The 11,605-nt window shown below is 45.9% G+C and carries 9 protein-coding genes, 10 tRNA genes and 1 rRNA gene; 19 read left to right on the top strand and 1 reads right to left on the bottom strand.

From position 1 onward, the window contains the following. The first annotated feature begins 159 nt into the window (after positions 1-159). From rrf to rocF, 12 genes are all read left to right on the top strand, one after another. Positions 160-275: ribosomal RNA gene (rrf, locus tag EJA10_RS22320) — 5S ribosomal RNA — on the top strand. 80 nt (positions 276-355) lie between these two features. Then, positions 356-430 (top strand) — tRNA-Asn (locus tag EJA10_RS22315). A 42-nt stretch (positions 431-472) separates the two neighbouring features. After that, positions 473-545, top strand: a tRNA-Thr gene (locus tag EJA10_RS22310). Positions 546-563: 18 nt separating this feature from the next. Beyond that, positions 564-635, top strand: a tRNA-Glu gene (locus EJA10_RS22305). Positions 636-710: 75 nt separating this feature from the next. Continuing rightward, a tRNA-Val gene (locus tag EJA10_RS22300) sits at positions 711-786 on the top strand. 28 nt (positions 787-814) lie between these two features. After that, a tRNA-Thr gene (locus tag EJA10_RS22295) sits at positions 815-890 on the top strand. A 74-nt stretch (positions 891-964) separates the two neighbouring features. After that, positions 965-1,049 (top strand) — tRNA-Tyr (locus EJA10_RS22290). Positions 1,050-1,104: 55 nt separating this feature from the next. Beyond that, positions 1,105-1,179, top strand: a tRNA-Gln gene (locus tag EJA10_RS22285). A 217-nt stretch (positions 1,180-1,396) separates the two neighbouring features. Further along, positions 1,397-1,469 (top strand) — tRNA-Lys (locus EJA10_RS22280). Positions 1,470-1,538: 69 nt separating this feature from the next. After that, positions 1,539-1,613, top strand: a tRNA-Gly gene (locus EJA10_RS22275). A gap of 4 nt (positions 1,614-1,617) precedes the next feature. Next, positions 1,618-1,693, top strand: a tRNA-Ala gene (locus EJA10_RS22270). Between the two features lie 196 nt (positions 1,694-1,889). Beyond that, on the top strand, positions 1,890-2,786 hold the full coding sequence (rocF, locus tag EJA10_RS22265; protein WP_125482213.1) for an arginase: 897 nt from the start codon (positions 1,890-1,892) through the stop codon (positions 2,784-2,786). A 103-nt stretch (positions 2,787-2,889) separates the two neighbouring features. Here rocF and EJA10_RS22260 read toward each other — a convergent pair whose 3' ends face one another. Further along, positions 2,890-3,042 (bottom strand): aspartyl-phosphate phosphatase Spo0E family protein, encoded by a 153-nt coding sequence (locus tag EJA10_RS22260; RefSeq protein ID WP_125482212.1) that lies wholly within the window; start codon positions 3,040-3,042, stop codon positions 2,890-2,892. 247 nt (positions 3,043-3,289) lie between these two features. On the opposite strand from EJA10_RS22260, the gene sigW reads away from it, so the two are divergent. The 7 genes from sigW (at position 3,290) to EJA10_RS22225 (ending at position 11,523) form a co-directional block, all read left to right on the top strand. Beyond that, on the top strand, positions 3,290-3,853 hold the full coding sequence (gene sigW, locus EJA10_RS22255) for an RNA polymerase sigma factor SigW (protein WP_125482211.1): 564 nt from the start codon (positions 3,290-3,292) through the stop codon (positions 3,851-3,853). Positions 3,854-3,869: 16 nt separating this feature from the next. Beyond that, positions 3,870-4,508 carry an anti-sigma factor family protein gene (locus tag EJA10_RS22250; protein WP_125482210.1) on the top strand — a complete coding sequence of 213 codons (639 nt, stop codon included), beginning with the start codon at positions 3,870-3,872 and terminating at the stop codon, positions 4,506-4,508. A 181-nt stretch (positions 4,509-4,689) separates the two neighbouring features. After that, positions 4,690-5,517, top strand: coding sequence for a diadenylate cyclase CdaA (gene cdaA / locus EJA10_RS22245; RefSeq protein WP_125482209.1), 828 nt, complete (start codon positions 4,690-4,692; stop codon positions 5,515-5,517). Beyond that, positions 5,510-6,742 carry a CdaR family protein gene (locus EJA10_RS22240; RefSeq protein ID WP_125482208.1) on the top strand — a complete coding sequence of 411 codons (1,233 nt, stop codon included), beginning with the start codon at positions 5,510-5,512 and terminating at the stop codon, positions 6,740-6,742. The genes cdaA and EJA10_RS22240 overlap by 8 nt, the downstream gene beginning before the upstream one ends. A gap of 37 nt (positions 6,743-6,779) precedes the next feature. Beyond that, on the top strand, positions 6,780-8,129 hold the full coding sequence (gene glmM / locus EJA10_RS22235; RefSeq protein WP_125482207.1) for a phosphoglucosamine mutase: 1,350 nt from the start codon (positions 6,780-6,782) through the stop codon (positions 8,127-8,129). A gap of 472 nt (positions 8,130-8,601) precedes the next feature. Beyond that, positions 8,602-10,404 carry a glutamine--fructose-6-phosphate transaminase (isomerizing) gene (gene glmS, locus EJA10_RS22230; RefSeq protein WP_125482206.1) on the top strand — a complete coding sequence of 601 codons (1,803 nt, stop codon included), beginning with the start codon at positions 8,602-8,604 and terminating at the stop codon, positions 10,402-10,404. Between the two features lie 261 nt (positions 10,405-10,665). Further along, positions 10,666-11,523, top strand: a complete 858-nt coding sequence (locus EJA10_RS22225; RefSeq protein ID WP_125482216.1) for an MBL fold metallo-hydrolase — start codon at positions 10,666-10,668, stop codon at positions 11,521-11,523. The last annotated feature ends 82 nt before the right edge of the window (positions 11,524-11,605 follow it).

Genomic DNA, 11,605 nt, shown 5'->3' with positions numbered 1-11,605 from the left:
GAGGACTTAACCAAATTGATCATTCGTTCTTCTGAATTCTTCTTACACATTATCTAGTTTTGAGGGAACAAATTTTTGTGAAAGTAAAATAACTTTCCTAAAAATTCTCTTGAAAAATGCATAAAAGGCAGTATAATAAATATTGTCTTTGAAAAATTGTCTGGTGGCGATGGCGAGAAGGTCACACCCGTTCCCATACCGAACACGGAAGTTAAGCTTCTCAGCGCCGATGGTAGTTGGGGGTTTCCCCCTGTGAGAGTAGGACGCCGCCGGGCAGGATGCATTTGCATCTTGGACAACCTTCTAAGATGAGGCAAACGGATCATCTGCAAGAGTTATGTTATATTACCACTATTCCGCAGTAGCTCAGTGGTAGAGCACTCGGCTGTTAACCGAGCGGTCGTAGGTTCGAATCCTACCTGCGGAGCCATTATCTCTAAATGACAGAAGTCATTTGAGCTGGCAGCAATATGCTTCCATAGCTCAGCAGGTAGAGCACTTCCATGGTAAGGAAGAGGTCAGCGGTTCGAGCCCGCTTGGAAGCTCTGAAAATATTATTATATGGCCCCTTGGTCAAGCGGTTAAGACACCGCCCTTTCACGGCGGTAACACGGGTTCGAATCCCGTAGGGGTCACTTGGATTTTTTCGCGATAGCGAGAATAATCTTGCTTAATATTCACGCAGTGAAAAGAAATTCCCATAGATAAACGGAGGATTAGCTCAGCTGGGAGAGCATCTGCCTTACAAGCAGAGGGTCGGCGGTTCGATCCCGTCATCCTCCACCATGATTTTTATAAAATAATCTTATTGAATGCCGGTGTAGCTCAATTGGTAGAGCAACTGACTTGTAATCAGTAGGTTGGGGGTTCAAGTCCTCTCGCCGGCACCATTCTTTTCTTTCCCTGAATGATATCAGCGGAATTCATGCAAAGAAGAACTTAGGTCTTCGTAGCATCTATATGTGGAGGGGTAGCGAAGTGGCTAAACGCGGCGGACTGTAAATCCGCTCCCTCCGGGTTCGGCGGTTCGAATCCGTCCCCCTCCACCATTTTAATACATATACAAATTGGACAAGTAATTGATGTCCTTTTTATTTTTCTCATTGGGCTATAGCCAAGCGGTAAGGCAACGGACTTTGACTCCGTCATGCGTTGGTTCGAATCCAGCTAGCCCAGCCATTTTATTTTCTTTTACGCACGCTAACATGCTTAAAAGACGATGGACAGGGTAGATTATATCCTAGGAGCCATTAGCTCAGTCGGTAGAGCAAGTTGCTCACTCCCTGGATTGCTTCTTCGGCAACTTGCGAGAAAGACCGTGAGGACTTTCGAGCAGCGCAGATGCGACAGGATGACTTTATCGGGTGAAGCCAACTTTGTTACACTACATTATTGGGAGCCATTAGCTCAGTCGGTAGAGCATCTGACTTTTAATCAGAGGGTCGAAGGTTCGAGTCCTTCATGGCTCACTCATGCAGGACCTCTAAGAATGATTTTTTCTTTATTTTTAGGGGTCTTTTCTAATATAATGAAATCATGCGGAAGTAGTTCAGTGGTAGAATACAACCTTGCCAAGGTTGGGGTCGCGGGTTCGAATCCCGTCTTCCGCTCCAAAATGGGGCCTTAGCTCAGCTGGGAGAGCGCCTGCCTTGCACGCAGGAGGTCAGCGGTTCGATCCCGCTAGGCTCCACCATCACACTACATAAATACCATATCAGCCATAAATCCATTTGGATTTATGGCTTTTTTGTGTGCTTCAAAGGAATAAAAGGAATAAATTCAGGCTATTCCAAACCGTATATATATTCATGAAATTGTCCAGTTGAGTCATGTGAATGTAAGCGTTTAAAATAGGAGGAGAGACAGAGAAGGCTAGGGGGAGAAGTTTTATGAAGAAGCTATCGATTATCGGCATGCCAATGGATCTGGGGCAGATGAGACGGGGCGTGGACATGGGGCCAAGTGCCATCCGTTATGCCGGCATCAATGAAAGATTAAGAGTGTTATTCGATGAGATCGAGGATTTGGGAGATATCGCGGTCGGAAGGCCTGAAGTGAAAATAGACCCTAACAGCAATCTTCGCAATCTGGAGCTGGTCGCTGAAAAAAATAGTTTGCTGGCGGAAGAAGTAGATAAAATCATCGAGTCAGGGTCTTTCCCGCTTGTTTTAGGAGGAGACCACAGTATTGCAATTGGAACGCTGGCTGGTGTATCCAGGCACTATCAAAACCTGGGTGTCATCTGGTATGATGCTCATGGAGATTTGAACACGGCAGAAACATCACCATCAGGCAATATTCACGGAATGCCGCTTGCGGCCAGCCTTGGTCTTGGCCATGATATGCTGACCCAATTAGGCGGATACGGACCAAAGGTGAAGCCTGAGAATATCGTCATTATCGGTGCCCGTGCACTTGATGAGGGCGAAAAGGAATTGATCAAGGAAATGGGGATCAAGGTTTACACCATGCATGAGATCGATCGCATGGGCATGGCAAGGGTGATGGAAGAAACAATCGATTACTTAAAGGACAAGACAGATGGTGTCCACCTTTCTCTAGACCTGGATGGCTTGGACCCTACAGATGCACCGGGTGTAGGCACACCGGTAATTGGCGGCATCAGCTATCGTGAGAGTCACCTGGCTATGGAGATGCTGGCCGAGGCGAAAATCATCTCATCTGCTGAATTCGTAGAGGTCAACCCGATTCTTGATGAGAAGAACAAAACAGCCATTGCAGCAGTAGCTCTGATGGGATCATTGTTTGGAGAGAAGCTTTTGTAATTTTACCGTTGCAAAGGGAATAGGATAACTATGTGGAAAAGAAAATAAGAGCAGCGGCCAATTGATGGCTGCTGCTCTTTTATCATGAATATAGAACTGTCTTTTATGACGATAAGTGGTAATATTTATTTAGTAAATGGTCGAGTCTTGTACTGATGTCTACCACACGTTGATTGGACAGCGAGGTTTTGGCAGCTAATTCAACCATTTCTTTACGGCAATTTTCAATATCCTTCAGCAACGATTCCGCACACATAAAAAATTTGCCTCGCTTTCAATGAATATAGTCTATTTTTACCCCTGTCCAAAACTTTTTAAACCAATATGGGAATAATTTGTTAAAATTAACTTATCGACTTTTTTCGCATGACATGAAAAACACGTCAGTTTTAGCAGGATTGTGTCAGATACATATATTGTAAAGATTTTTATCATAAAAACGAAACCTTTTCCGGAATCGATTCGTATATCGATTAGCCGCATAAAGCGCGGAGGTAAAATTAATGGAAACGATCGTAAAACACAGAATAAAACAGGTAATCAAGGGAGACCAGAATGCCTATGGAGAAATTGTCGAGGTATACAAGGACAAGGTATTCCAGCTTTGCTACCGTATGCTTGGGAATCGGCATGAGGCAGAGGATATTGCACAGGAAGCCTTTATCCGTGCATATATCAATATCAACAGCTTCAATCAGAACTTGAAGTTTTCAACATGGCTGTATAGAATAGCTACAAATCTATGCATTGACAGAATCCGCAAGAAGAAACCAGATTATTTCCTTGATGCGGAGGTGCCTGGAACTGAGGGGCTGACAATGTATTCACAGGTTCCTTCTGAAACTCCATTGCCAGAGGACGAAGTAGAAAGTCTTGAGTTGCAGGACACGATTCAAAAAGAAATTTCGAAACTACCCGATAAATACAGGTCGGTCATCGTATTAAAGTATATTGAGGAGCTCAGTTTGAATGAGATCAGCGAAATACTCGATCTCCCGCTTGGCACGGTAAAGACAAGAATCCATCGTGGAAGAGAAGCCTTAAGGCAGCAGCTGCGACACGTATAAGGTGAGGTGAACGTAAATGAAATGTCCCGAACAATTAATAGACTATATGCATGAATACCTAGACGATGAAATTACGGAGGAGCACGAGAAGATATTAAGAGAACATCTGCAAAGCTGTACAGATTGCCAGGAATACTTCAGGGAACTGAATAAGGCGATCGCTCTTGTGCAAAGTACCTCCCATATCCATGCACCCGATGATTTTACATCAAAGGTGATGGCAGGCTTGCCGAAGGAAAAGAAACGAACAGGCGTCCAGCGCTGGTTCCGAAGCCATCCGCTGCTGACGGCAGCCTCGCTTTTCCTGGCATTAATGGCAGGCAGCATTCTTACTACCTGGAACGAAGACCATCAGTTTTCGGTCTCCAAACAGCCTAACCTGATCGTGGAAAACGATACAGTCATCGTGCCTGAGGGTGAGGTCGTCAAGGGTGATGTCGTTGTCCGGAACGGCAAGGTGAAGATCGAGGGAGAGGTCCAGGGGAATGTTACCGTCATCAACGGAGAGAAGTATATGGCCTCAGCGGGGAATGTCACAGGAGAAATAACAGAAGTCAATGAAGTGTTCGAGTGGATCTGGTATCATATCAAAAAGACTGTCAAGAACACAGCCAACCTTTTTGATCATGATGAGAAGGAACAGTCATTCCAATAGGAATGGCTGTTTTTTAAAGTGGCCTGTATCATTATTAGTTTGAACAGGCTTATGTTATAATGAAAAAGTTATATTCAATTATAGGCAGAGTGACTTTTGCTTTTTATATTTTTTATAAAAGGGCTCTCCCGCATCCTTTACAGTTGCGGAAAAGCCTTACTAAACTATTGGAGGAAGTGCAATGTCGTTTGCGGAATTCGACTTTATAGAATATCTGGCCAATATTGTTGACGTTCTCCTGGTTTGGTTCGTCATTTATAAGCTGATTGCGATCATCCGGGGCACAAAGGCTGTCCAGCTTTTAAAAGGGATCTTCGTCATCCTGATTGTAAAGTTTGTCAGTGATTTCTTCGGATTGAACACGCTCAGCTGGATGATGGAACAAGTGCTTACCTGGGGATTTCTGGCCATCATCATCATTTTCCAGCCTGAGTTGCGCCGGGCACTCGAGCAGCTTGGCCGTGGACGGCTTTTTTCAAGGTCTGGCTTGCAGGAAGATGAAGATGAGGAGAAAATGGTGGAAGCCATTATCAAGGCGACCGATTATATGGCCAAGCGCCGGATTGGAGCGCTGATCTCGATTGAAAGAGAAACAGGGATGAGTGATTACATAGAAACAGGCATTCCGCTTCAATCAAAACTTTCCTCTGAATTGCTGATCAATCTGTTTATACCGAATACGCCGCTTCATGATGGAGCCGTGGTCATACAGAAAAATATTGTTGCTGCGGCAGCTTGCTATCTGCCGTTGTCCGAAAGTCCGTTCATCTCAAAGGAACTGGGCACGAGGCATAGAGCAGCGCTGGGGATCAGCGAAGTGACCGACAGCATTACTATTGTTGTGTCAGAGGAGACTGGAAATGTATCTGTTACCCGGAATGGTGAACTGTACCGGGATCTGAGCGGGGAAACGCTAAGGGAACTGCTCACCGCCGAGCTGATTTCACCATCACGAATCAAACAGGCAGCTTCTACCCGCTGGAATTGGAGGGGGAAGAAAAATGGATAGATGGATGGATAATCCGTGGTTCATTAAAGCAGTGGCTCTGGTTCTTGCGATTTTGCTTTTCGGATCTGTCCCGAAAAACGAGCCTGGCAAGCCAGGCGATGTAAGTGTCCCATCTGATGAAAAGGTGGAGACGGTTGAAGAAGTACCGGTAAAGAGGATTTATGATACGGATACACTGGTTGTTTCAGGTGTGCCTGAAACGGTGTCGGTCACGCTGCAGGGGCCGAAAAACCTCGTTCAGCAGGCGAAGACATTAAGGAACTTTGAAGTGTTTGTTGATTTGACAGATGCAGAAATTGGGAAACAGCGGGTACCCATCACCATCAAAGATATTTCCGAACGGCTGACGGTGACGATCGAACCTGGTTACGCCAACGTTTCCGTCCAGGAGAAGGTAACCAAAGAATTCAGGGTAGATGCAGAATTCAGCGGCAACATTGTTGAGGATGGTTATATAGCCGAGAAGCCGACAGTTAAACCGAACAGGGTGCAAATAACAGGTGCCAAGGATATGATCGATAAAATCACTTATGTCAAGGCGACGGTTAATTCATCAGGCAAACTGACAGATACCATCACGCGTGAGGCAAGTGTACTGGCACTGGACAAAGACATGAACAAGCTCGATGTAATCATTGATCCACAGACCGTTGATGTGACCATTCCGGTTAAAAGCTCAAGCAAAAAAGTCCCGATTGATATAGTCCGTAAAGGAAACCCGCCTGGCGGGGTAACAATCAATGACATTAAATTAGAAACGAATGAAGCAGAAATCCTTGCGCCGCCTGATGTTTTGGAAAAGACCGAGAATGTCAGGGTCGAGGTGGACCTGAGCAAGATAGATGAAGATACGGAACTCACCCTCCCGGTCATTATCGGAAATGGCGTTTTAAAGGTATCACCTGAGTTGGTGAAAGTATCTGTCGATGTCACAAAGGAATCAGAGAAAACAATCTCCAATATCCCGATTGAAATAGAAGGGGTGGAGGATGACTATGAAGTCGGCTTCCTTAACCCTTCCAATGGGCAGACGAATATAACTGTTGCGGGACCGAATGACCTTGTTTCCCCTCTTGCTGCAGGCGATTTTAAAATCCTGATCGATGTATCCGGATTGGATGAGGGAAATCACGAGGTCGACATGAAGGTGACCGCGCCTCAAAATATTACATGGAAACTGGTGAGGCAAAAAGCCAGTGTAACGATTGCAAAAAAAGACGCTTAATTGACTGTAATTTTTCATACAAGGAGAGATTTTAAGAATGGGTAAATATTTCGGTACTGACGGAGTTCGTGGTGTGGCGAACAGCGAATTGACTCCAGAATTGGCTTTCAAGCTGGGTCGTTTCGGAGGGTATGTCCTCACAAAAGAACATGACCGCCCAAAAGTGTTGATTGGCCGTGACACGCGTATTTCCGGACATATGCTTGAAGGAGCTCTTGTAGCGGGGCTATTATCGATCGGAGCGGAAGTCATGCGTCTCGGCGTCATCTCTACTCCTGGTGTAGCTTATTTGACAAAGGCTCTGGGCGCACAGGCTGGTGTCATGATTTCTGCCTCGCATAACCCTGTTGCCGATAATGGCATCAAGTTCTTTGGCCCTGATGGCTACAAGCTTTCTGATGAGCAGGAAAATGAAATCGAGCAATTGATGGACATGGAAGCAGATGAGCTGCCGCGTCCGGTAGGCGGAGACCTGGGACAGGTGAACGATTACTTTGAAGGCGGACAGAAGTACCTCCAATTCCTGAAGCAAACAGTGGATGAGGAATTCACAGGGCTTCATATCGCACTGGATTGTGCACACGGAGCGACATCCTCGCTGGCAACGCATTTGTTTGCTGACCTGGATGCTGATACTTCCACAATGGGCGCATCGCCTAATGGCTTGAATATCAATGACGGTGTTGGTTCAACCCACCCAGAGGCATTGGCAGCATTCGTCAAGGAAAAGGGAGCGGACATGGGTCTCGCATTTGATGGCGATGGCGACCGCTTGATTGCAATCGATGAAAATGGAGAAATCGTTGATGGCGACCAGATCATGTACATCTGCGGAAAGTACATGAACGAGAGAGGACAGTTGAAGCAGGGTACAGTCGTTTCCACTGTGATGAGCAACCTTGGCTTCTACAAAGGCTTAGAGGCTAACGGAATCCAGAGCGTCCAGACGGCTGTAGGCGACCGTTATGTGGTGGAAGAGATGAAGAAGAATGGTTACAACCTCGGCGGAGAGCAATCTGGCCATATCATCTTCCTTGATTACAACACAACAGGCGATGGCCTTCTGAGTGGCCTTCAGCTTGCCAATATCATGAAGGCAACAAAGAAACCTCTATCCGAGCTTGCGAATGAAATGAAGAAATTCCCACAGGTATTGGTAAATATCCGTGTGACCGATAAGCACCACGTTACAGATAATGAAAAAGTAAAAGCTGTGATCGACCAGGTTGAAGCGGAAATGAACGGAAATGGCCGCATCCTTGTCCGCCCATCCGGAACAGAGCCGTTGGTGCGTGTTATGGCTGAAGCTCCTTCTGCCGAGCTTTGCGAGGAATATGTAAGCCGTATCGCAGCGGTTGTTGAAGAAGAAATGGGTTTGAAAGAATAGGATAGACGATAATATGCATAAGGGTATCCCGCACATAAAGGAGCTCTTATGCATATTTATTTAGGAAGGAAAGTTTTAGCCGGACTGTAAAGGGGAAATGTACGGGAAGGCTGTTTTCCTTTGTTTTCTATTGACGGATGTATCAGTATAATGTATGATAATCCTGTTTTTGTAAAAACAATCTGTGGAAAGGTGGGCAGAGGTTCAAAAATAGGAAAACTTAAAGCGCCAGGGCTAATCCTTGATCGGAATTAGGGTTAGTTGACGAGGTGGAGGTTTATCGAATGTTCGGCGGGTGCCTCCCGGCTGAAAGCACAGCCGCGAATTCCATCTTCAAAACATTAGGGCAACTTAATGCACAAAAAGATGGGGATGCTAAAACTAATGTATAAAATTATATGAGATAAGGGGGCAAGCTGCCCCTGTTTTTAAGAGGCTTCTTGCCCCCTGTCATTCAGGAGGAAAAGAAGTTATGTGTGGAATCGTTGGATATATTGGAAATAACGACTCGAAAGAGATTTTATTAAAAGGCCTTGAAAAGCTTGAGTACAGAGGATATGATTCTGCGGGAATCGCAGTCATGAACGAAAAGGGAGTTCACGTTTTTAAGGAAAAAGGACGCATTGCGGATCTTCGCAACGCAGTGGACAACGATGTAATGGCGAACGCTGGTATCGGCCATACTCGCTGGGCTACTCACGGTCCTCCAAGCAAGGTGAACGCTCACCCTCACCAGAGCACAACAGGCAGATTGACTCTTGTTCACAATGGCGTCATCGAGAACTACGATCTATTAAAGCGCGAGTACTTGCAGAATGTTGAATTGAAAAGTGAGACAGACACAGAAGTCATCGTTCAGTTGATCGAGCTGTTCGTTAACGAAGGTCTGAGCCTTGAAGAAGCGTTCCGTAAAACGCTGACACTTTTACATGGTTCATATGCACTTGCCCTTATAGATGAGCAAAACGAAGATACGATTTTTGTGGCGAAAAACAAGAGCCCGCTTCTTGTCGGCCTTGGCGACAACTTCAATGTTGTGGCAAGTGACGCAATGGCGATGATTCAGGTTACAAGCCAATATGTTGAACTGATGGACAAGGAAATGGTCATTGTCACAAAGGACGAAGTGACGATCAAGAGCCTTGAAGGAGAAGTGGTGTCACGCGCTCCTTACACAGCTGAGCTTGATGCAAGCGATATCGAAAAGGGAACATACCCACACTATATGCTCAAGGAAATCGACGAGCAGCCGCTTGTGATGCGCAAAATCATCCAGAACTATCAGGATGGCGAAGGTGCGCTTGAAATTGACTCTGATGTCGTCGCGGCTATGAAAGAAGCAGACCGCATCTACATTATCGCTGCGGGTACTTCTTATCACGCGGGTCTTGTCGGCAAGCAGTTCATCGAAAAATTGGCGAAGATTCCTGTTGAAGTCCACATCTCAAGCGAGTTCGGCTACAACATGCCGCTTTTATCTGAAAAGCCATTGTTCATCTTCATTTCCCAGAGCGGAGAAACGGCTGACAGCCGCCAGGTTCTGGTACAAGTGAAGGAAATGGGCTACAAAGCATTGACGATTACGAATGCTCCAGGTTCTACGCTTTCCCGTGAAGCAGATTACACACTGTTGCTTCATGCAGGCCCGGAAATTGCGGTTGCTTCCACTAAGGCATATACAGCACAGCTTGCTGTCCTTGCGATTTTAGCTGAAGTAACAGCACGCGGCCTTGGCCATGATGTAGATTTTGACCTTGTACAAGAATTAGGGATCGTAGCGACTGCAATGGAAGCTCTTTGCGACGACAAAGAAGAATTCGAAAGCATCGCACGCGAATACCTGACTGTGACAAGAAACGCATTCTTCATCGGACGCGGAATCGACTTCTATGTAGGCCTTGAGGGCGCATTGAAGCTTAAGGAAATTTCGTACATCCAGGCTGAAGGCTTTGCAGGCGGAGAATTGAAGCACGGAACAATTGCTTTGATCGAAGAAGGCACACCGGTCATCGCCCTTGCTACACAGGAATTCGTCAACTTGAGCATTCGTGGAAACGTCAAAGAAGTCGTTGCCCGAGGAGCCAACCCGTGCATCATTTCCATGAGCGGACTGGAAACGGACGAAGACCGCTTCGTCATTCCAGAAGTGCACAACCTATTAACACCTCTTATCTCAGTCATCCCGCTGCAGTTGATCTCATACTATGCAGCGCTGCACCGCGACTGTGACGTCGATAAGCCAAGGAACCTGGCAAAATCAGTTACAGTAGAATAAATTACAGGCTGTTTCCAAGGTCACAACCACCTCTGAACAGCTGGAAGAATAAATAATCGAAAAGGATTGGGAGACGTAACAATTGTTGCGCTTCCCGGTCCTTTTTTACATTGAAGGGGTAGATTGTTGCATCCGGGAGGTCTGCCGTTTGCTTGTAAGCCCCCACTAAGACTGGCAGGTCTTTTCCATCATAAATTACTCATGTTGAGAGACAATAACTCTGTATAGAACAGAGTTTTTTACGGAGGTATTTGGATGGAAATAGATAAGCAAATGAGCTATGGTAGTGACTATAAATTCATACCTGCCACTTCTATTGGAAGTGGTGTGGGCGTGGAACTCTTGCCAGACCTCTTTAATTATACTGTGCAAATCGTCAATCTTCATTTGGTCGGAAATCCGGAAACAGGGGATTTTGTTTTAGTTGATGCGGGAATGCCGGGATCAGCAGAAGAGATTATTTCGGTGACAGAAGAACGGTTTGGAGCAAACAGCCGGCCGAAAGCGATTATTCTGACACATGGTCATTTTGATCATGTGGGTGCGATTATAGAGTTAGTGCAGCATTGGGAAGTTCCTGTTTATGCGCATGAATTAGAAATCCCGTTCCTCACAGGTCAAAGGAGCTATCCTGAACCGGATTCAACCGTTGAAGGTGGACTGGTTGCGAAAATGTCACCTTATTTCCCGAACGAACCAATTGACCTGGGAGATAATATTGAACAGCTCCCTCCTGATGGAACCATCCCGCATTTGCCGGAATTTAAGTGGATTCATACACCGGGACATACGCCAGGACATGTATCCTTCTTCAGAGAAAGAGACCGGGCATTGATTGTGGGTGACGCATTTGTTACGGTCAAACAGGAATCACTGTATAAAGTATTGACACAGGAATTGGAAATAAGCGGACCCCCAAGGTATCTGACACCGGATTGGAAATCCTCCAAAGAATCAGTCATTAAACTGGAGGCATTGAAGCCTTCGGTTGCCATTACCGGGCATGGACTGCCGATGTCTGGCGAATTATTGTCAGAGAGCCTGGAAAAGCTGGTCCAGGAATTTGACACAATTGCCATCCCGGACTATGGAAAATATGTGGACAGGAATACGCATTAAACCGAAGGCTGTTGCTTTCGGTTTTTTTATGCAATAAAGAAAGTGGCGCTGCATTTACTAGAACTTTTATACCTCAATTCTG

The sequence above is a fragment of the Mesobacillus subterraneus genome, from assembly GCF_003937825.1.
In the GTDB taxonomy this organism is placed as follows: domain Bacteria; phylum Bacillota; class Bacilli; order Bacillales; family Cytobacillaceae; genus Mesobacillus; species Mesobacillus subterraneus.
Note: the sequence above shows the minus strand (reverse complement) of the source record. Positions and strands in the feature narration are given on the sequence as shown.